The sequence below is a fragment of the Massilia sp. TWP1-3-3 genome (genome assembly GCF_049897805.1).
Classification (GTDB): domain Bacteria; phylum Pseudomonadota; class Gammaproteobacteria; order Burkholderiales; family Burkholderiaceae_D; genus Telluria_A.
On record NZ_JAFCWX010000002.1, the window covers coordinates 273,561 to 294,155 of the forward strand.

At 63.8% G+C, this 20,595-nt stretch carries 21 protein-coding genes and 1 pseudogene; 15 read left to right on the forward strand and 7 right to left on the reverse strand.

The genetic code is table 11. From position 1 onward, the window contains the following. The first annotated feature begins 7 nt into the window (after positions 1 to 7). Positions 8 to 586: a molybdopterin-dependent oxidoreductase gene (locus ACP7D4_RS02935; RefSeq protein ID WP_426207731.1), complete on the forward strand. Its 579-nt coding sequence runs from the start codon at positions 8 to 10 to the stop codon at positions 584 to 586. 74 nt (positions 587 to 660) lie between these two features. On the opposite strand, the gene ACP7D4_RS02940 is transcribed toward ACP7D4_RS02935, so the two are convergent. Next, a complete protein-coding gene (locus ACP7D4_RS02940; protein WP_426105777.1) occupies positions 661 to 1,023 on the reverse strand; it encodes a hypothetical protein in 363 nt (120 codons plus the stop codon). Positions 1,024 to 1,321: 298 nt separating this feature from the next. On the opposite strand from ACP7D4_RS02940, the gene ACP7D4_RS02945 reads away from it, so the two are divergent. Continuing rightward, on the forward strand, positions 1,322 to 2,806 hold the full coding sequence (locus ACP7D4_RS02945; protein ID WP_426207732.1) for a sensor domain-containing diguanylate cyclase: 1,485 nt from the start codon (positions 1,322 to 1,324) through the stop codon (positions 2,804 to 2,806). A 112-nt stretch (positions 2,807 to 2,918) separates the two neighbouring features. Here the strand turns inward: ACP7D4_RS02945 and ACP7D4_RS02950 are convergent, their stop codons facing one another. From ACP7D4_RS02950 to ACP7D4_RS02975, 6 genes are read right to left on the reverse strand one after another with little or no spacing between them, the layout of a single operon-like run. After that, the gene (locus ACP7D4_RS02950; protein WP_426207733.1) at positions 2,919 to 3,749 is read right to left on the reverse strand and encodes a Rossmann-like and DUF2520 domain-containing protein; all 831 of its coding nucleotides are present in this window, start codon (positions 3,747 to 3,749) and stop codon (positions 2,919 to 2,921) included. Next, positions 3,749 to 4,327, reverse strand: a complete 579-nt coding sequence (locus ACP7D4_RS02955; protein ID WP_426207734.1) for a DUF924 family protein — start codon at positions 4,325 to 4,327, stop codon at positions 3,749 to 3,751. Before ACP7D4_RS02955 ends, ACP7D4_RS02950 begins: the two co-directional genes overlap by 1 nt. 32 nt (positions 4,328 to 4,359) lie before the next feature. Continuing rightward, positions 4,360 to 5,106: an MgtC/SapB family protein gene (locus ACP7D4_RS02960; protein ID WP_426105784.1), complete on the reverse strand. Its 747-nt coding sequence runs from the start codon at positions 5,104 to 5,106 to the stop codon at positions 4,360 to 4,362. 22 nt (positions 5,107 to 5,128) lie between these two features. Next, complete coding sequence (locus tag ACP7D4_RS02965) at positions 5,129 to 5,392, reverse strand: hypothetical protein (protein ID WP_426105786.1); 264 nt, start codon at positions 5,390 to 5,392, stop codon at positions 5,129 to 5,131. Next, a complete protein-coding gene (locus tag ACP7D4_RS02970; RefSeq protein ID WP_426105788.1) occupies positions 5,392 to 7,203 on the reverse strand; it encodes a M24 family metallopeptidase in 1,812 nt (603 codons plus the stop codon). Before ACP7D4_RS02970 ends, ACP7D4_RS02965 begins: the two co-directional genes overlap by 1 nt. A gap of 53 nt (positions 7,204 to 7,256) precedes the next feature. Further along, entirely contained in the window at positions 7,257 to 7,943 is a 687-nt protein-coding gene (locus tag ACP7D4_RS02975; protein ID WP_426207735.1) for a Crp/Fnr family transcriptional regulator, read from the reverse strand. Positions 7,944 to 8,081: 138 nt separating this feature from the next. Here ACP7D4_RS02975 and ACP7D4_RS02980 point away from each other — a divergent pair, with 138 nt between their 5' ends. The 13 genes and pseudogenes from ACP7D4_RS02980 to ACP7D4_RS03040 all read left to right on the forward strand — a co-directional run bounded on the left by ACP7D4_RS02980 (position 8,082) and on the right by ACP7D4_RS03040 (position 20,430). Next, positions 8,082 to 10,028 carry an AMP-dependent synthetase/ligase gene (locus ACP7D4_RS02980; RefSeq protein ID WP_426105899.1) on the forward strand — a complete coding sequence of 649 codons (1,947 nt, stop codon included), beginning with the start codon at positions 8,082 to 8,084 and terminating at the stop codon, positions 10,026 to 10,028. Then, a complete protein-coding gene (locus tag ACP7D4_RS02985; protein WP_426207736.1) occupies positions 10,028 to 10,882 on the forward strand; it encodes an ABC transporter ATP-binding protein in 855 nt (284 codons plus the stop codon). The genes ACP7D4_RS02980 and ACP7D4_RS02985 overlap by 1 nt, the downstream gene beginning before the upstream one ends. Further along, entirely contained in the window at positions 10,879 to 11,775 is an 897-nt protein-coding gene (locus ACP7D4_RS02990) for a branched-chain amino acid ABC transporter permease (protein WP_426207737.1), read from the forward strand. The genes ACP7D4_RS02985 and ACP7D4_RS02990 overlap by 4 nt, the downstream gene beginning before the upstream one ends. Positions 11,776 to 11,778: 3 nt before the next feature. Continuing rightward, a complete protein-coding gene (locus ACP7D4_RS02995; RefSeq protein ID WP_426207738.1) occupies positions 11,779 to 12,837 on the forward strand; it encodes a branched-chain amino acid ABC transporter permease in 1,059 nt (352 codons plus the stop codon). 20 nt (positions 12,838 to 12,857) lie between these two features. Beyond that, positions 12,858 to 14,162, forward strand: a complete 1,305-nt coding sequence (locus tag ACP7D4_RS03000; protein ID WP_426105796.1) for an ABC transporter substrate-binding protein — start codon at positions 12,858 to 12,860, stop codon at positions 14,160 to 14,162. Positions 14,163 to 14,169: 7 nt separating this feature from the next. Then, the gene (locus tag ACP7D4_RS03005; protein ID WP_426207739.1) at positions 14,170 to 14,988 is read left to right on the forward strand and encodes an ABC transporter ATP-binding protein; all 819 of its coding nucleotides are present in this window, start codon (positions 14,170 to 14,172) and stop codon (positions 14,986 to 14,988) included. Positions 14,989 to 15,020: 32 nt separating this feature from the next. Then, entirely contained in the window at positions 15,021 to 15,374 is a 354-nt protein-coding gene (locus ACP7D4_RS03010; RefSeq protein ID WP_426105799.1) for an MmcQ/YjbR family DNA-binding protein, read from the forward strand. Continuing rightward, positions 15,371 to 16,642, forward strand: a complete 1,272-nt coding sequence (locus ACP7D4_RS03015; protein WP_426207740.1) for a phenylacetate--CoA ligase family protein — start codon at positions 15,371 to 15,373, stop codon at positions 16,640 to 16,642. The genes ACP7D4_RS03010 and ACP7D4_RS03015 overlap by 4 nt, the downstream gene beginning before the upstream one ends. A gap of 110 nt (positions 16,643 to 16,752) precedes the next feature. Next, positions 16,753 to 17,334, forward strand: a complete 582-nt coding sequence (locus tag ACP7D4_RS03020; RefSeq protein WP_426207741.1) for a hypoxanthine-guanine phosphoribosyltransferase — start codon at positions 16,753 to 16,755, stop codon at positions 17,332 to 17,334. Positions 17,335 to 17,666: 332 nt separating this feature from the next. Beyond that, positions 17,667 to 17,828, forward strand: a pseudogene (locus ACP7D4_RS03025) (glycoside hydrolase family 19 protein); the annotation flags it as partial. A 50-nt stretch (positions 17,829 to 17,878) separates the two neighbouring features. Continuing rightward, on the forward strand, positions 17,879 to 18,061 hold the full coding sequence (locus tag ACP7D4_RS03030; RefSeq protein WP_426207776.1) for a hypothetical protein: 183 nt from the start codon (positions 17,879 to 17,881) through the stop codon (positions 18,059 to 18,061). A gap of 1 nt (position 18,062) precedes the next feature. Further along, complete coding sequence (locus ACP7D4_RS03035; protein ID WP_426207773.1) at positions 18,063 to 19,322, forward strand: glycoside hydrolase family 18 protein; 1,260 nt, start codon at positions 18,063 to 18,065, stop codon at positions 19,320 to 19,322. A gap of 112 nt (positions 19,323 to 19,434) precedes the next feature. Next, a complete protein-coding gene (locus ACP7D4_RS03040) occupies positions 19,435 to 20,430 on the forward strand; it encodes a cupin-like domain-containing protein (RefSeq protein WP_426207774.1) in 996 nt (331 codons plus the stop codon). The last annotated feature ends 165 nt before the right edge of the window (positions 20,431 to 20,595 follow it).

Here is a 20,595-nt window from a genome sequence, read left to right on the forward strand (position 1 = left end):
TTTTCTCATGGATAAACGCCAGTTCATGGGCGCCGCGCTCGCTGCGAGCGCACCTTTTTCCGCCGCAGCCCCGGCATCGGCGCCCGCGACGGCCGGACCCGCTCTACTGACCGTCAGCGGCGCCATCGCGCGCGCCAACCGCGGCGCAGTTGATCCCACCCGCGACCTGATGATGTTCAAGCAAAAAGTGCAATTTGCGGCGGCGCGCACCTTTGATTTTGCGTCCCTGCTCTCACTGCCGGCCACGACAAACCGCACCACGCTGGAATACGACGCCAAAGTCCACGTGCTGCGCGGCCCGCTGTTGACCGATGTGCTGGCCATCGCTGGCGCGCGCCCGGCCGGCGGTGTGCAGCTGCTGTTGCGGGGGGTCGACGGCTACGTTGCGGCGCTGACGGTGGCGCAGGCGCGCGCGCAGCGCTTTATCGTGGCCACCCATCTGGATGGTCAGCCGATGGCGCTCGGCGGCCTGGGGCCGCTATGGGCAATCCCGGATGCGGACAGGGTGCCCGAACTGGCGGCCAGGCCGCTGGCGCAGCGCTTTGGCGGCTGCCCGTGGTCGCTGTATCACATCGATGTTGCTTGATCCATGCAGCTTGACCCATGCAGCTTGACCCATGCAGCTTGACCCACGCAGCTTGACCCACGCAGCTTGAAGCACTATGCGTAGGCCTCGGCCAAGGTCATCACGCGGGGGGTGAGCTTGATGTCGATGGTGGCAAACAGGGCCTCGATCGCGGCCAGGTTGGCGGCGCACTCTTCCGTCTTCCAGCCGTTGAACAGGTCGCTGCCGTTTTTCTGGTAGTGCATGTCGAGCACCTTGCCCTTGTCCTTGTGCGTGTACGCCTGCTGATAGGTATTGTGAAATCCCATCCCCAACAACGCATCGATGATGGCGGTGGGCGGATTGGACGGATCGGTGGCCATGAAAATGCCGAAGGTCTTGCCGGGCGGCTTGGCGGCCAGGTCCACTTCATAGATGCCCGGCGCCTTGGTCACGGACGTGCTTTTCAGAAATAACATACCAGTCTCCCCCTACCCAGTGAAGCCTTCGGCCGCGCACCCTGCCATTTTGGCAAGTGTCGCGCAGGCATGGCAAGCGACCTAGCTTATGGGGAATTTTTGTGTTTGTCGATGCATCCTTGCATCTTTTTGCCCGTCCGTGGCGCTCGCGCTCATCCGGCGATAAGCGTTTCGACAAGGTTAAATAATTTCCTCAAGGCATTTAAACAACACATCCGGCAACATTGCATTGCCCCACATTTGGCTCTGGGTCATACTCGGAGTTTGATTTACGTCAATTCAACATGAAGTGGCCGCCATGCGCCTGTTTGCAGCGAATTACCGCTTGCTGGGCTGGATCACGCTGATACTGGTCGGCGGCTTCCTGACGACCTCGTTTGCCGCCTACATGGCCTCGCGTCAAGCGATCGAACACAGCATCTCGGAGCAAGCCTTGCCGCTGACGGGCGACATCATCCATTCGGGGCTGCAGAAAGACATCCTGTACCCCGTCTTCATTTCGTCCATGATGGCGCAGGATCCGCGCATGGTCGACTGGATGAGGAGCGGCGAAAAAGATGAGGCAGCCATCCTGGACTACCTGTCCGGCATCAAGCGCAAGTACGCCATCGTGGGCAGTTTCATCGGGGCCGACGCCAGCCGCAAGCTGTACCACACCTATGGGCCGCCCGACGACTTGCAGGAAGGGCGAGCGCTGGATCGCTGGTTCTTCCGCATGAAAACCATGAAAGGCGAGAAATTCGAAACCAACGTCGACGTCGAGACCCGCTACTCGGGCTTGCCTACCTTGTTCATCAACCACCGCGTGCTTGATGCGCAAGGCAAGTTCGTCGGCGTAACCGGCGTCTCGGTCACGCTTGAAACGCTCAACCAAGTACTCTCGAGCTACCAGGCGCGCTATGGCGCGAGCATTTATTTTGTCGATGGCGCGGGCAAGGTGGTGCTCTCGGGCGCCGCCGTGGCCGTCGATGAAGGCCATCTGACCACCCGCAGCGGCATGCGCGACATCGCCGCCGCCATCCTGAACCGGCGCACCGAGCCCACCAGCCTGGCGTACCGCAACGGCAAGTCCGATGTGCTGGTCAACTCGCGCTACGTGCCGGAACTAAAGTGGTACCTGGTGGTGGAACAGAATGTCAGCGGCAACATCGACCCGCTCACGCGCATCTTCGCGATCAACTTTGCCGTCAGCTTCGGCGTCATGCTGCTGGTGCTGGTGGTGACGCTATTGACGGTCAACCGCTTCCAGCGCGCACTGCACAAGATGGCCAGCACCGACGCGTTGACTGGACTGCTGAACCGGCAGGCGCTGGCGGTGCTGTTTCGCCAGACCACGTTGATGAGCAAGCGCAGCCGGCGGCCGCTGTCGGCAATCCTGTTCGACATCGACCACTTCAAGGGCGTCAACGACGCCTTTGGCCACATGGTGGGCGACTCCGTGATCCGGCAGGTGGCCGAGATCGCGCTCGACGTGGTGCGCGAGAGCGACGCCGTCACGCGCTGGGGCGGCGAGGAATACCTGGTGCTGCTCAGCGACTGCAAGCTGAGCGCCGCGATCGGCGTGGCCGAAAACCTGCGCCGGCGCGTGGCCGACCACGATTTCGGCCTGCCGGGGGGTAAATTCATGGTCACCATCAGCTTGGGCGTGGCGCAGTATCACGACAACGAAAGCGAGAACAGCTTTTTTACGCGGGCCGACGACGCGCTGTACGGCGCCAAGCACGGGGGGCGCAACTACACCAATGCCTCCTACGTGCAAGACAGCGCCGCGCAATTGTTTTAATTTTCCGACAATCGCGAAACGTCGGGCGCAAAAGCGCAGCGCATTGCGCCAACGCCAGCATCCACCTGGCCCCGGCATTGCCGCGCTACGCAGTAACCCGAATGAATTGCCTCTACACGCCCGGCGACGCACGGCGCGCCAAGTCCACCGTCGCCAGCGCCAGCGCCCGGTACAGCTCCCCGGTCGCGCCATCCCAGCCATCGAGCGCGCTTTGCTGGCGCGCCACGGTCGCCATGTCGCCGCGTGCGATCGGGCCGGTGAGCGCCCTGCCCGCCCCCATGCGCAGCACGTTCTCCAGCGTCTCAGTGGCAAGCGGCCCGGCCAGCGCGCGCGCCGTCTCTTCGGACATGCCCGCCGCCTGGTAAGCGCGCAGTGCCGCATCCATCACCGTCACCAGATAATTGGAGGCAAACACCGACGCCGCGTGATACACCGTCTTGGCCGCCGCATCGATCGGCACCGCGCGCGCGCCGATGGCCGCCAGCGCGGGGCCAAGCAGCGCCAGCGCGCGCACATCGCCTTCGATGCCGCAAAAGGTACCGTCGAAACGTTCAGCCACCTGCGCCGGATCGGCAAAGCTGCGCACCGGGTGCACGCTGGCCGTGGCCGCGCCGGCCTCCGCCGCCAGCTGCAGGTCCAGCGATGACTTGGCGCCGCTGCAGTGAAACAACACGCCGCCGCCAAGCAGGCCGGCAGCGACCAGCTGGTCGCAGACAGGCCCAATCTGGTCATCCGTGACGGCCAGCATCCAGGCGTCGGCCGCGCGCATCTGGTCCAGGCCCGCCACCGCCCGCCCGGCGCCAATGAACCTGGTTGCCTCGCCAGCACTGCCCTGCGAACGCGTGAGCACATCTTGCACGCTGAAAGCGCCGCTCGCGGCAAACAGCCGGCCCAGCACGCGCCCCACCTTGCCGGCGCCGACAATGTTCAGTGTGGGCACCATTAGAAGCCGGCGCCGGGCTGCGCCAGATACGCGGCTTCGTCGTCCGTGCTGGCGCGGCCGAGAATCGCATTGCGGTGCGGGAAGCGGCCAAAACGTGCGATCACGCCGCGGTGGCGGTGCGCGTAATCGAGCACGCCTTCAAAGCCTGCATTGTGCTGCGCCAGCGCCTCGAACAGCGCTACCGAATGCTCCTGCATGCGCGCGTCTTCGGCGTGCTCGAAAGGCATGTAGGCAAACCAGCGCTGCACCGGCAGCAAGGCCTGGTCGGCGCCGCTGTCGACGATCTGCTGCGCCGCGGCCAAGGCCAGCGCGTCGCCTGAAAACGAGGCGGCGGTGCCGCGCCAGGCATTGCGCGTGAACTGGTCGAGCACCAAAATGCGCGCCAGCGTGCCGGCCGGCCCCTGCCCGTCCCACTCGCGCAGGCCGCCCGCCAGCGCCTGTTCGATCAGGCCGCCGAAACGCGTGCCAATGGCGGCATCGAAGGCGTCGTCCTTGCGGAACCACACGGCGCGCTGCTGGCCAAAGGCCGGGTCGCCGGCCGGGAGAAACCAGAAATCAAGTACGTCCTGTGCTGTCATGATGGCGGTCTCGGTGGGTATTGTTCGCAACATCAGTTGCGGGCGTGCGATACCTGGAAGCTGTCGATACCGGCAAACGCCGCCAGTTCCTTGGCCAGTTCGGCCAGCGACGCTCCGCTCTTTTTGGACAGCGCCAGCGCCACGAAGCGCCATTCCTGCGTGCCGGCGGCGCTGCTGATGTAGAGCGAGCCGCCGGCAATCGCGTAGCCGCGCGCCAGCGCGATCGTGCGCAGCGCATCTTCACGCGGCACGTAATCCTTTTTAAAGCGCATCGTGATGGCCACCGCATGGCGCGACGGCAGCCAGGCTTCGATCTTGGACAAATAAATCATGACCATGGCCGAGAAAAACGCCAGCCCCATCGCCGCCAGGTAAAAGCCGACGCCGACCAGGATCCCGATCACCGCCGAAGTCCAGATCGACGCTGCCGTCGTCAGCCCGCTGATATTGAAGCCTTCGCGCATGATCACGCCAGCGCCCAGAAACCCGATGCCGGTGACAATGCCCTGGATGATGCGGGTCGGATCGGCCGCTGTCATCAAGGCCGCGCCGCTGCCGCCGAACCAGAAGCCGGGATAGCCGCCAACGATGGTCAGCGCGGTCGAGGCCATGCACACCAGGCCGTAGGTGCGCATGCCCGCGGCGCGCCCGTGATACGAGCGTTCGTAGCCGACCAACAAGCCGAGCATCAGGGCCCCGGCCAGGTGCAGCAAAATCACCAGGTTGGTGACGATTTCCGGTGTCGACCAGTAGGCCGCGATCAGGTCGGACGTGAGCATGGGTTTCCTCCAGCGACAGCTGTCATTCAGGTTTTTTCTTGACCAGCTGCTTTTCAAACGCGACGTCGAACTTGCTGACGCGGCGCGCCACCTGCGGCCCCAGCTTGTTGACAAAGGCGACAAATTCGTCGAGCTCGAGCGGCGCGCACAGCGGCGGCTCGCCGGGCGCTTCGGACAAGGAAAACAAGCCTTCGCCGGTGCGCGCCATCGAGTAGCCGGCGTTGCCGCTGCGAACCTTCAGGCGGTCGACGGCGTTGCTGGCGCGGGTTGAACGAGCGGTCGACATCAGATGGCCCTCGTGCGCAATTCCAGCCAGGCTGCGGCCGATCCGCTCACGTGCGGCGCGAGGCGCGCGCGCACCACGGCGTGGTAGTCGTTGAGCCAGGCAATTTCGTCCGCGCGCAGCAGCGCCAGGTCGAGGCAGCGCGCGTCGATCGGGCACAGCGTCAGCGTTTCGAAGTACAGGAATTCGCCGAATTCCCCTTCACCCGCGCTGCGGTTGAGCACCAGGTTCTCGATCCGGATGCCCCAGCGCGCGGGGCGATAGATGCCCGGCTCGATCGAGGTGATCATGCCCGGTTCCATGGCGGTGTGCGCCTCGGGCATGGTGGTGGCCGAAATCGATTGCGGCCCTTCGTGCACATTCAGGAAAAAGCCCACGCCGTGGCCGGTGCCGTGGCCGTAGTCGACGCCGGCCGACCAGATCGGCGCGCGCGCGATCGCGTCCAGCGCCGGGGAGCGGGTGCCGCGCGGGAAGCGGGTCGACGACAGCGCGATCAAGCCCTTGAGCACCAGCGTAAAGTCGCGCCGCTGCGCGCTGGTAACGGCGCCCACCGGCACCACGCGCGTGATGTCGGTGGTGCCGCCCAGGTACTGCCCGCCCGAGTCGATCAGCAGCAGGCCGTCGCCTTCGATCACGGCGCAGGTGTCAGGGTTGGCGCGGTAATGCATGATGGCGCCGTTGGCGTTAAAGCCGGCGATGGTGCCAAAGCTCGGGCTGACAAAACCGGGCCGGCGCGAGCGCGCCGCCGTGATATGGTCGTCAATCGCCGTTTCGGTCAGCGGCGCGCGCTCCGGGTCGGCCAGCTGCGACTCCAGCCAGGCGAAAAACTCGCACAAGGCAGCGCCGTCCTGCTCCATGGTGGCGCGCACGTGGGCCGCTTCCGGCTCGCTCTTGGTCGATTTGGCCAGCGTGCTGGGATTGATCGCTTCGATCACCCTGACCTCGGCCGACACGGCGCCGCGCATGCCCGAAGTGATGCGGCGCGGGTCCACCAGCAGTACTACGCCGGCGGCCAGGTGCTGCAAGGCGGCCACCGCGTCGGCGTAGGACGCAACCTCGACGCCGTCGGCCATCAGGCGCAAGCGCAGCTCGGGGCTGACCTTGCCGTCGCCGACAAACAGCGTTGCGCCCTGCGGTCCGATCAGGGCGTGGGCCAGAAACACCGGGTTGTAGGTGACGTCGCTGCCGCGCAGGTTGAACAGCCACGCGATGTCGTCCAGCGTGGAGATGAAATGGTGGGTGGCGCGCAGCGCGACGAGCGCTTCGTGCACGGCGGCCAGTTTGGCGGCGCGCTCAAGGACGGCGTACGGCGCCACATGCTCGTACACGGGTTCGGCCGGCAGGCCCGGGCGCGCTTGCCAGACCGTCTCGAGCAGGTCGATGTCGGTGCGCAGCGTGATGCCGCGCGCGGCCATGGCGTCGGCCAGCAAGCGCGCGCTGGCCAGGCCGAGCACGCGCGCATCGACCGCCACCGTCTGGCCCGGGGCCATGTGCGAGGCGAGCCAGTCGATGTGCAGCAGGCTGGCGCCGGACGGGATTTTCATCAGCGCGATGTCGGTGCCGGCCAGCTCGGTCTCGGCCTGCGTCCAGTAGCGGCCGTCGGTCCAGACCCCGGCCGTATGGGCGGTGGCGATAAAGGTGCCGACCGAGCCGGTGAAGCCGGATAGATACTCGCGCCCCTTCCAGTGGCCGGGCAGGTATTCGGACAGGTGCGGGTCGGCCGAAGGAACGATCAGCGCATCGATGTGTTCGTGTTGCATGGCGGCGCGCAATGCGGCAAGGCGGGCGTCGCGGTCTGGCGAAGTGGTAGTCATAAATTATTTAGGATGGCGGCGTCGCCTCAATCATAACCCCAAAAGCGAGCCGTTCACGCCTGGAAGTGGCGCAGCCCGTCCAGGTCGAACACGCGGATGGCGCCATAGTCGCGCCGCAGCAAGCCTTCGCGCTCGAGCAGCTGCAAGGCCTGGTTGGCGCGCTGGCGCGACGCACCCGACAGATACCCGACCTCTTTCTGCGAAATTTGCACTTCCTTTTCGAGGCCCGGATACAGATGCGCGTTGAACATCGCCGCCAGGCAGCGCGCCACGCGGGTGTCGACGTCCAGCGTGCGGTCGTTTTCGACCAGGCCGATGAACTGGCTTAACCGTTCGTTCAGCTGCATCAGCAAAAAACGGTTGAACGGCAGGCTGACCTCGAGCAGCCACTCGAACGTGGCGCGCGGCAGGCGCGCCACGCGCGTGGCGCGCAGCGCCACCACGTCGTACTTGCGCGTCTCGTCCTTGAGCTGCGAACCCTCGCCGAACCAGCCGCCGGCGGGCACGCCGGCGAAGGTGACGCTCTTGCCTTCCGACGAACAATTGTTGATCTTCACCAGGCCGTCAATGATGCCGGTCCAGTGGTCAAGCACCTCGCCGCGTTTGCAGACAAAGCCGCCCTTGGGCACGAACTGCTCGACGCAATCTCTTTCGACCCGCGCCATTTCGAGGCAGGTCAAGCAACGCGCCCAGATGGTGGAACGTAGATGGTCGATCAAGGTCTGTGTGGTCTCTGTCATTGTGCGGCGCAACATCGAAAGTGGTGCAATTGTCGTTCAAAAGACAACGCGCGAATCAAACGCAAGCTAATATCATCACACACAATCGCCCGGCACCAGGGTAGATCAGAGGAGAAGCGGGTGCAGACAAACGACGGCATGCAACAGGACACCTTTCCGCGACGCCTGCTGGCGCACGGCCGGGTACGCCCGCGCAGGCCGGCCTTCCGCGAAAAACACCTCGGCATCTGGCAGACCTGGAGCTGGGCGCAGGTGAGCGCCGAAGTGCGCGAACTGGCCTGCGGGCTGGCCGCGCTCGGTTTTGAGCGCGGCATGAACCTGGCCATCATCGGCGACAACCGCCCGCGCCTTTACTGGGCGATGCTGGCCGCGCAGTGCCTGGGCGGCGTGCCGGTCCCGCTGTACCAGGATGCGCCGGCCGCCGACATGGCGTACGTACTGAACGACGCCGAGATCGCCTTTGCCGTTGTCGAGGACCAGGAACAGGTCGACAAGCTGCGCGAACTGCAGTCGCTGTGCCCGGCCATTGCCCATATCGCTTATGAAGATGAACGCGGCATGCGGCGTTATGGCGCAGGGTCGCCAGGATCGCTTGTTTCGCTGGTGCGCCTGCAGGAACTGGGCCGCGCGTGGGACCTGGCCAATCCCGGCGCATTCGACGCCGCCGTCGCCGCCGGCCAAGGGAGCGACATCGCCATCATCCTGTACACCTCGGGCACCACGGGCAAACCAAAGGGCGTATGCCAGTCGCACGCCGCGCTGCTGGCGGCCGGCACGGGCGCAGTGGCCTTCGACAAGCTGACCGACCACGAAGACATCCTGTCCTACCTGCCCATGGCGTGGGTGGGCGACTGCCTGTTTTCGCTAGCGCAGGCGCTGGTGGCGGGCTTCACGGTCAACTGCCCGGAGTCGGGCGACACGGTGTTGATCGACCTGCGCGAAATTGGCCCCACCTATTATTTTGCGCCGCCGCGGGTGTTCGAGAACATGCTGACCACGGTGATGATCCGCATGGAAGACGCGAGCGCCATCAAGCGCCGCATGTTCCATTATTTCATGGCCGTTGCCAAGCGCAGCGGCGCGGCCATCCTCGACGGTAAACCAGTGCCGGTGGCCGACGCCATGCTGTATGCGCTGGGGCGCCTGCTGGTGTATGGCCCTTTGAAAAACGTGCTGGGCCTGTCGCGGGTGCGGGTGGCCTACACCGCCGGCGCGGCCATCGGGCCCGACCTGTTCCGCTTTTACCGCTCGATCGGGGTCAATCTCAAGCAGCTGTACGGCTCCACCGAAACCTGCGCCTACGTATGCCTGCAGCCGGACGGGAACATCAAGTTCGACAGCGTGGGCTTGCCGGCGCCGGGAGTGGAGGTGAAACTGGCCGCCAACGGCGAGGTGCTGGTGCGCTCGGTTTCGACCATGGCCGGCTACTTCAAGCGGCCCGACGCCACGGGCGAAGTGATCGACCAGGACGGCTACTTTCATACCGGCGACGCCGGCGTGTTTGATGGCGAGGGCCACCTCAAGATCATCGACCGCGCCGCCGACGTGGGCCGGATGAACACGGGCGCCATCTTCGCGCCCAACTATATTGAAAACAAGCTGAAGTTCTTCCCCTTCATCAAGGAGGCGGTGGCCTTTGGCGACGCCCGCGAACAGGTCTGCGCGTTCATCAACATCGACATGGAAGCGGTCGGCAACTGGGCCGAGCGGCGCAATATCGGCTACTCCAGCTATACCGAACTGGCAGCGCACGAAGCGGTGTACCAGCTCATTCGCACCTGCATCGAGCAAGTCAATGCGGACCTGGCGGCCGAGCCGCTGGTGGCGAGCACGCAGGTGCACCGCTTCCTGATCCTGCACAAGGAGCTCGATCCGGACGACGACGAACTGACCCGCACGCGCAAGGTGCGGCGCCAGTTCATCGCCGTCAAGTACAAGGTGCTGATCGACGCGCTGTACGAAGACAAGGCCAGCCAGTTCATCGCCACCCAGGTCAAGTTCGAAGACGGGCGCGTGGGACTGGTCAGCGCCGAGCTGCGCATCTGCGGCGCCACCACGTATCCATCCGTGGCGAGGGCGGCGTGATGAACATGAATGAACGCGTCACCGGTGACGTGATCCTCGAGCTGCAAAATATCTCGCTCTCGTTTGGCGGCGTCAAGGCGCTCACCGATATTTCGTTCGACGTGCGCCGCAATGAAATTCGCGCCATTATCGGGCCCAACGGGGCGGGCAAGAGCTCGATGCTCAACGTGATCAATGGCGTCTACCGGCCGCAGAAGGGCAACATCATCTTGCATGGCCAGCAGCGGCGCAATATGGATTGCTACGGCGCGGCCAAGGCGGGCATTGCGCGCACCTTCCAGAATATCGCCCTGTTCAAGGGCATGACGGTGTTGGACAACATCATGACGGGCCGCAACCTGAAGATGAAGTCGAATTTTCTGATGCAGGCGCTGTACTGGGGCCCGGCCCGGCGCGAAGAAATCGCGCACCGCGAAAAGGCCGAGCAGGTCATCGATTTCCTGGAAATTCAAGCGATCCGCAAGACGCCGGTGGGCCGCCTGCCGTACGGGCTGCAAAAGCGCGTGGAGCTGGGGCGGGCCCTGGCGGCCGAGCCGGATATCTTGCTGCTCGACGAACCGATGGCGGGAATGAATGTCGAGGAAAAGCAGGATATGTGCCGGTTTATCCTGGATGTGAACGACCAGTTCGGGACCACCATCGTACTGATCGAGCATGACATGGGGGTGGTGATGGATATATCAGACCGGGTGGTGGTGCTCGATTACGGGCGCAAGATCGGGGATGGCACGCCCGACGAGGTGCGGGGCAATCAGGATGTGATTGACGCTTATTTGGGAGGTGGAGTCGGGGTTTCAGGCGGCAAGCTGCCTGCCGACGAAACGCTCCGCATTCCCGTTCAGGATCAACAATGAGCTTTTTCTTCGAAGTGTTAATCGGTGGCCTCCTCTCCGGCGTGATGTACGCGCTGGTGGCGATCGGTTTCGTCCTGATCTACAAGGCCTCCGGCGTCTTCAACTTCGCCCAGGGCGCGATGGTGTTCTTCGCCGCCCTCACCTGCGTGGGCATGATCGACAAGTTCGGCATCTCGATCTGGCTGGCCATCCCCATTACCATGGTCGTGATGGTCGCCCTTGGCCTGGCGATTGAACGCGTGGTGCTGCGCCCGCTCGTCAACCAGTCCGAAATCACCCTCTTCATGGCCACCATCGGCCTGGCGTTTTTCATCGAAGGCCTGGCCCAGCTGCTGTGGGGCTCGCAAGTGCACAAGCTCGACCTGCCGATCGAAGACATCCCGATCCCTTACCTGCTCGAGCACTACAACATCATCGTCTCCCAGTTCGACGTCACCGCCGCCGGTATCTGCGCGCTGCTGGTCACGGCGCTGGCGCTGCTGTTTTCTAAAACCAAGGTGGGCCGCGCCCTGCGCGCCGTCGCCGACGACCACCAGGCCGCGCAGGCGGTGGGCATTGCGCTGCAGCAGATCTGGGCCGTGGTCTGGTCGGTGGCCGGGCTGGTGGCGCTGGTGGCGGGCCTGTTGTGGGGCGCGCGCAATGGCGTGCAGTTCGCCCTCACCTTCATTGCGTTAAAAGCGCTGCCGGTGCTGATCCTGGGCGGCTTTACCTCGATTCCCGGCGCCATCGTGGGCGGCCTGATCATCGGTGCGTCCGAAAAACTGGCGGAAGTGTACCTGGGCCCCATGGTCGGCGGCGGCATCGAAGGCTGGTTCCCGTATGTGCTGGCGCTGCTGTTCCTGCTGGTCAGGCCCGAGGGCCTGTTCGGCGAAAAAATCATCCGGAGAATTTGACCCATGTTTTACCGTGAAGCCGGACAATTCAAGACCAGCTACCAGGCCGACGGGCAAGTCTTCCCGATCCGCCAGGACCGCGTGGCCCTCGCCGCCCTGCTGCTCGCCGCGCTGGTGGCAGTGCCCTTGCTCGCCTCCCCTTATCTGCTCTCGGCCATCCTGATCCCCTTCCTGATCTTTGCGCTGGCCGCACTCGGCCTGAACATCCTGACCGGCTACGCGGGCCAGCTCTCGCTCGGCAGCGCCGCCTTCATGGCGGTGGGCGCGTTTGCCTCGTTTAACTTCATCGCGCGCCTGCCCGGCATTCCGATGCTGCTCGCCTTTGTGCTGGGCGGCCTGGCGGCGGCCATGGTGGGCATCGCCTTTGGCCTGCCGTCGCTGCGCATCCGCGGCTTTTACCTGGCCGCCTCCACGCTGGCCACCCAGTTTTTCGTTCTCTGGTGCCTGACCAAGATTCCCTACCTGACCAACTACAGCAGCTCGGGCGTGATCACGGCGCAAAAGATCGTCATCCTTGGTTACAGCTTCGATTCGCCGGCCAGCAAATACCTGCTGGTACTGGCCATCGTGGCGCTCATGGCGCTGCTGGCCAAGAACATGGTGCGCTCGAACGTGGGCCGCTCGTGGATGGCGGTGCGCGACATGGACGTGGCGGCCGAAGTCATCGGTTTTAGGCCGATGCGCACCAAGCTGCTGGCCTTTGCGGTCAGTTCGTTCTACTGCGGCGTGGCGGGCGCCCTGTACGCCTACGCTTACCTGGGAACGGTGGAACCGGAGGCTTACAACCTGGACCTGTCGTTTCGCATCCTGTTCATGATCATCATCGGCGGCATCGGCTCGATCCTGGGCTCGTTCCTGGGCGCGGCTTTTATCGTGCTGCTGCCGGTGTTTCTGAATATTCTGGCGCACGCCTTGTCGCTGCCCACCTCGGTTGCATCGAATCTGGAGTTGATGGTGTTTGGCGCGCTGATCATTTTTTTCCTGATCGTGGAGCCGCACGGGCTGGCGCGCTTGTGGCAAGTAGGCAAGGAAAAACTACGGCTGTGGCCGTTCCCGCATTAACTATCGAGGAGACGATTTTCATGAATACAATTAAAAAAATCATGCTCGGCGCGGCGCTCTTGGGCGCCTTTGCGCAGGTCCAGGCGGCCGACCAGTTCGTGGCGCTGCCATCCTACCGCGTCGGTCCCTACGCGGCCGGCGGCTCCGGCTTTTACGGCGGCGCGATCGACTACTTCAACCTGGTCAACTTGAACGGCGGCGTCAATGGCGTCAAGATCGCCTGGGAAGAATGCGAGACCGAATACAACCCGTCGCGCGGCATCGAATGCTACGAGCGTCTGAAAACCAAGAACGGCGGCGCCACCCTGGTTGACCCGCTCTCGACCGGCATCGCATACGGCATCATGGACCGCGTCGGCAGCGATAAAATTCCGCTCACCACGCTCGGCTACGGGCGCTCGGACGCGGCCAACGGCAAGGTCTTCCCGTACACCTTTCCCCTGGTGACCGGCTACTGGAACCAGGCCGCGGCCATGATCAAGTACCTGGCCGACAAGAGCGGCGGCTACGACAAACTTAAAGGCAAAAAAATCGTCCACCTGTACCACGACTCGGCGTTCGGCAAGGAGCCGTTGCCGGTGCTCGAAGCGCAGGCCAAGCAGTACGGTTTTGAGCTGATCAAGATCGCGGTGGCGCCGCCGGGCAGCGAGCAGCAGTCGCAGTGGCTGCAAATCCGCCAGGCCAAGCCCGACTACGTGATCCTGTGGGGCTGGGGCGTGATGAATTCGGTCGCCATCAAAACCGCGCAGCGCAACGGCTTCCCGCGCGAGAAAATGCTCGGCGTGTGGTGGGCCGGCTCCGAAGAAGACATGATTCCGTCCGGCGAAGCTGCCAAGGGCTACAGCGCGATGACCTTCAACACCCCGGGTAACTACCCGCTGATCGACGACATCCGCAAAAAGGTCTACGCCGCCGGCAAGGGTAACCTGGCCGATCCGGCCCGGATCGGCTCGGTGTACCACATGCGCGGGCTGACGATGGGCGTGCTGTGGGTGGAGGCGATCCGCAAGGCGCAGGAAAAATTCGGAAAGGGCAAAACCATGACGGGCGAGCAGGTGCGCTGGGGCCTGGAAAACCTGGACGTCAACGAAGCGCGCCAGAAGGCGCTGGGCGTACTGGGCATGTTCCCGCCGGTGAAAACCAGCTGCGACGACCATGAAGGTTCGGGCGCGGTCAAGGTGCAGCAGTGGGACGGCAAGAAATGGGTGGCCGTCACGCCGAACTGGGTGGTGGGCGACAAGGCGCTCACGCGCAGGCTGGTCGAGGAATCGTCGGCGGCGTATGCGGCCGACAAGAAGATCACGCCGGCGTGCATGAAACAGTAAGCACATGATGAACATCGCCGCCGGCGCCGACTACCTGTCGGTCAACAACATCGAAGTCATTTACGACCACGTGATCCTGGTCCTGAAAGGTGTGTCGCTCAAGGTTCCGAAAGGGCGCATCGTGGCCCTGCTCGGGGCCAATGGCGCCGGCAAGTCGACCACGCTGAAAACCATTTCGACGCTGCTGCGCGGCGAGCGCGGTGACGTGACCAAGGGCGAGGTGATGTTCAAGGGCGAGCGCGTAGACCAGCTCACGCCCAGCGATTTGGTGCGGCGCGGCCTGTCGCAGGTGATGGAAGGGCGCCACTGCTTCGGCCATCTGACCATCGAGGAAAACCTGCTGACGGGCGCTTACACGCGCAAGGCGTCGCGCGCCGAGATCAAGCAGTCGCTGGAGGCGGTGTACCAGTATTTTCCGCGCCTACGCGACCGGCGCGCCAGCCAGGCCGGCTACACGTCCGGCGGCGAACAGCAGATGTGCGCCATTGGCCGCGCGCTGATGGCCAAGCCGTCGATGATCCTGCTGGACGAACCGTCGATGGGCATCGCGCCGCAGATTGTCGAAGAAATTTTCGGCATCGTAAAGGACTTGAACCAGAGGGAAGGCGTGTCTTTCCTGCTGGCCGAACAGAATACGGCCGTCGCCTTGCGCTACGCCGACTTTGGCTACATCCTGGAAAACGGCAGGGTCGTGATGGAAGGCGCCGCCAGCGAACTGGCCACCAACGAAGACGTCAAGGAATTTTATCTGGGCGTCTCGGGCGCCGGGCGCACCAGCTTTCGCGACATGAAATTTTACCGCCGCCGCAAACGCTGGCTGGCGTAGGAACATTGGGACATTGGGACATAGGAACCGAGATGGATTTTGAAGCAGCCAAGGCGCTGTGCCGCACTTTCCCCGGCTGCACCGAAGACACCAAATGGGGCGCCGACCTGGTCTTTTCGGTCGGCCTGAAAATGTTCGCCGTTACCGTCGCCGAGGTGCCTGCGAAGAGCATGAGTTTCAAGGTCGACGACGAGCGCTTCCTGGAACTGACGGACCGTCCGGGCATCATCCCGGCGCCCTACCTCGCGCGCGCCAAGTGGGTGTATGTGGAGAACGCAAAAGCGCTCAGCGACAAGGAAGCGGGCGCGCTGCTGCGCCGGTCCTACGAGCTGGTGTTTGCCAAACTGACCAAAAAACTGCAGCGCGAAATTCTAGAGGCCCAATGAACGACGACACCTTCGATGCGCTGGAACGGCGCGACCCGCAAGAGCGCGAACGCGACCTGATGGCGCACCTGCCGGCGCTGGTGGCGCGCGCGCAGGGCGCCCCCGGCTGGGCGGCGATCCTGGCTGGCGTGGACGCGCGGCAGGTGAACAGCCGCGCCGCGCTGGCGCAGCTGCCGATCACGCGCAAGGCCGACCTGAAAGCGCTGCAGGCGATCGCCATGCCCTTCGGCGGCCTGGCGGCAACCGGCGTGGGCCAGCTCTCGCGCGTGTTCGTCTCGCCCGGGCCGATCTTCGATCCGGAAGGGCGCGGCCTGGACTGGTGGCGCTTTGCGCGGCCCATGTACGCGGCCGGCATTCGCTCCGGCGGCCTGCTGCAGAACTGCTTTTCGTATCACTTCACGCCGGCCGCCTTCATGGTTGAAGGCGGGGCGCGGCGCATCGGCTGCGCCGTCATTCCCGCCGGCGCCGGGCAGACCGAGATGCAGGTGCAGGCAATTGCCGACCTGCGCCCGGACACCTACGTGGGCACGCCCTCCTTTTTACGCATCATCATCGACAAGGCGCGCGAGATGGGCGCCGACATCAGCAGCCTGCAGCGGGCCCTGATGGGCGCCGAGGCGCTGCCCGAATCGCTGCGCGCCTGGCTGCGCGCGAACGGCGTGCCGCAGGTGTTCCAGACCTACGCCTCGGCGGACCTGGGCAGCGTGGCCTACGAAACGGCCACCGACGGCGCCATCAACCCCGGCATGGTGCTCGATGAAGACGTGATCGTCGAAATCGTGCGGCCCGGCAGTGGCGAGCCGGTCGCGCCGGGCGACATCGGCGAAGTGGTCGTCACGCTGTTCAACGACGACTATCCGCTGATCCGCTTTGCCACCGGCGACATGTCGGCCATGCTGCACGAGGCGCCGCCCTCGCCTTGCGGGCGCACCAACGGGCGCATTCGCGGCTGGCTGGGACGGGCCGACCAGACCACCAAGGTGCGCGCCATGTTCGTCCATCCGTCGCAGGTCGACAACATCGCGCGGCGCCACCCGCACATCGTCAAGGCGCGCCTGGTGGTGTCGGGCAGCATGGCGCAGGACATGATGACGCTGCGCTGCGAAGTCGATGCGCTGCCCTCGGCCGGGACCATGGCCGGCATGACGGCCGCCATCGTGCACACGATTCGCGAAGTAACCAAGCTGCGCGGCGAGGTTGAACTGGTCGCGCGCGGCACCTTGGCCGACGACGGCGTGCTGATCGAAGACCTGCGCGACTACCGCTAGACGAATCGCCGCGGCGCTGTGCATTTGGCGTAGAAAAGCAACGGTGCGCGGCAATGCTGCAGTGCGATATGCACGATAATTGCCTTGTGTACTTTTCTGAGCCGAACATTATGCAAACCTTTCATGTCGAGCGCGCCCGTTCACTGCTGGAAAATGCGGAGCAGATTGTCGATGAAGCGGCCGTCACGCGCGCCGTCGCGCTCGTTGCGGACAAGCTCAACGAGCGCTTCAATGCAGCGGGCGACGAGACGTTTCTGCTGGTGCTGGGCGTCATGGGCGGGGCCGTCGTGTTTGTCGGCCAACTGTTGCCGCAGCTGAAGTTCCCCCTCGAATTTGACTACATCCACGTCACCCGTTATGGCGACGACGACCAGGGCGGCAAGGTCGTGTGGAAAGTGATCCCGCGCGCCAACGTTGCAGGGCGCACCATCATCGTGCTCGACGACATTCTTGACGAAGGCGAGACGCTGGCGCATGTCAAGCAGCGCCTGCTCGACATGGGCGCGGCCGAAGTCATCATCGCCGTGTTCGCCGACAAGGCGCTCAAACGCAGCAAGCCGGTGCAGGCCGACATTGTTGGCCTCACCATCCCCGACAAGTTCGTGATCGGCTTCGGCATGGACGTGTATGGCTACTGGCGCAACCTGCCCGCGCTGTGGGCGGTCCGGCCGGAAGACCTCGCGCCGCGCTAAGGCGCGATCTCGCACAACGGGCGCCGCACGGAGCATGCAGCGCCATTGCTTTACTGTTCTGTTATTTTTCGCAGCCATACCAGTGCTTATTGGCACTAAATTGGTATTACCTGATTTTGCGTCTATTGGAAGCCTTTCCCGCTGCGAGATAACGGGCTGACGGCCTTTCCCGTTCAAGCAACTGGTCTGTTGCTTTTTCCAATATTATAAAACCACTTGACTACCAATTTTTACGGTCGCATCCTCACCTGGCACCAAACCAAGAACAACTAACAGGAGAGACAATGCACACTTCAGGAAAAGGCGGCTTGCTGGTCGCCCTCATCGGCACCATGCTCGCAGGCTGCGGCAGCGGCGACGCGGGAACAGGCCCCGCTGCGCAGCCCAAGGCGCTGGCCACCACGGTCAGCACGCTCGCTGCATGCGCGGAATGGAATTCGACGCAGATTTACACGGTAGGCAATTGCGTTACTTATCAAGGCAAGGGCTATGAGGCAAAATGGTGGACCCAAGGGAATGTACCCGGAACCGAAGAATGGGGGCCGTGGAAACTGACGACGGCCACGCCGACGCCGACACCTACGCCGACGCCGACCCCTACACCAACACCAACGCCTACACCAACACCAACGCCGACACCAACGCCGACACCAACACCTACGCCGACACCGACACCTACGCCAACACCGACGCCAACGCCAACGCCGACACCGGTCGGCACCCGTGAAATCGGCTCCTACTTCGCGCAATGGGGCGTGTATGGCCGCAACTACGAAGTGGCAGACATCCACACCACCAAGACCCCGGTGGCTGGCGTGCAAACCAGCGTGGCCGACCAGCTGACCTTCATCAACTACGCCTTTGGCAACACCTATGCCAAAAACGGCGGCTACGAGTGCGACATGCTCAGTGCGGCCGAAAGCGGCAACGGCAATGGCGGCGACGCCTATTCCGACTACCAGCGCTCGCCGGTGCGCACGGTCGATGGCAAGGCAATTGCCTGGGACGCCAAGCTGTCGGGCAATTTTGCCCAGCTCAAGCTGCTCAAGGCGGCCCACCCCAAGCTGAAGATCTTTATTTCGCTCGGCGGCTGGAGCTGGTCCAAAAACTTCTCGGCTGCAGCCAAGACTGATGCCCTGCGCAAGCAACTGGTGCGTTCGTGCGTCAAGCTGTTCATCGCGGGCGATTTGCCGGTGCAGGATGGGCGCGGCGGTCCGGGCGCGGGCAAGGGCGTCTTCGACGGCATCGACATCGACTGGGAATACCCGGGCGGCGGCGGCATGGCCTACAACACGGTCGATGCGGTCAACGACAAGCACAACTTCACGCTCTTGATGGCCGAGTTCCGCGCGCAATTGAATGCGCAAGGCACGCTCGACGGCAAACGGTATGCGCTGACGGCGGCCATTGGCGCCGGTCCCGACAAGATCGCACAGACCGAGCCGGCGCAGTACGGGCAGTACATGGACTGGGTCAACGTGATGACGTACGACTTCCACGGTGCGTGGGAAACGACGACCAACTTCCACTCCGCGCTGTTCCACGACGCCGCCGATCCATCGACCGGCAACGTGGCCAAGTACAACGCGCATGATGCGATCAGCGCGCTGGTCACCGCCGGCATGCCGCGCAATAAGATCTTGCTGGGCGTACCGTTTTATGGACGTGGCTGGAAAGGCGTGGCGGCAGGTCCTGCCGGAAACGGTCTGTACCAGGCCGGCACTGGCGGCGCGACGGGTGCCTACGAAAGCGGCATCGAAGACTACAAGCTGTTGAAGGCCAAGACCGGGCAGCGCTGGTATCATCCATCCACGAAACAATTGTTCTTGTTGACCGGCACGGGTGAATGGTGGAGCTACGATGACCCGACCGTGATCCGCACCAAGATGCAATACGTGCGCGACCAAAGCCTGCGCGGCGCCTTCTCGTGGGAGCTGGACGGCGACGCCAGCGGCGAGCTGACCAGCGCCGTCTGGCAAGGACGGTAAGCGCTTGACGGGCGCCGCCGGCGACAAGCCGGCGGCGCTTTTTTACCATCAACTGGCGGGAGCAGACCCTGTGAAGCTACAAGCACAAGCACAAGCACAAGCACGGCCGATCATGAAGGTGAACGACGACTGGCGGCGCTGGATCGCCGAGAACCTGATGCTGGGCGCGGCGCCCGAGGCGCTGGCCACGATCCTGGTCAACAATGGCATTGCCCGCGCCGAAGCGCATGGCGAAATCGACGCGGCGGCGCGCAGTCCCTATCTGCAAGGCGCGCGACGCCTGGCCAACAAAGTGGCCAAGCGCGACTGGGTGCTGGAGATCCAGTCAACGCTGAACCGTCTGGGCGACGACGCCATACCGCGGCGCGACAAATTGTCCGGCGCCGAGTTTCTGCAGCAGCACTACCGCATGAATCGTCCGGTGATCATCACCGGCATGCTGGAACACTACCCTGCGCGCACAACATGGACGCTCGACTACTTTGCCGAGCGTTTTGGCGAACGCATGGTAGAAGTGCAGTTTGGGCGCGATGCCGATCCCCAATACGAGCTCAACAGCATTGCCCACAAGCGCCAGCTCAAGTTTGACGACTATGTTGCGCTGGTGCGCAACAGCGGCAGCAGCAACGACTTTTACATGACGGCCAACAACGACTCGCACAACCACGCGGCGCTGAAAGAACTGTGGGACGACGTTGGCGCGCTGCCCGAGTACCTGGACGACGACCCGGCGCGGCGCGGCTTTTTCTGGTTCGGTCCGGCGGGCACCATCACCCCCTTGCATCACGACCTGACCAACAACTTCATGGCGCAGATCATGGGGCGCAAGCGGGTGCGGCTGGTGGCGCCATGCGAGCTGGCCAAGGTCTACAACCACCGCCACTGCTTTACCGAGCTGGACGCGCGCAATATCGACCTGGCGCGCTTTCCCGCGATGGCCGGCGTCAAGATCCACGACTGCATCCTGGCCCCGGGCGAAATCCTGTTCTTGCCGGTCGGCTGGTGGCACCACGTCGAAGCGCTCGACATCTCCGTCACCCTCGCCTCCACCAACTTCCTGTGGCCCAACGACTTCTACACCAACTACCCCGCCAACCACGACTTCTAACCTCGGGGTCAGACCTCCGTCATGAAGTAATTGTTTTCCACAGCGCCACGGTGGAAAGATTTTTTTAATTTGCGATACGCCGGATACTACAGATTTCATTCGGCCAAAGACGGGCTTTATCAAATCAAACCCGGGGTCAGACCTCGCGATTCGGGAAACAATTAC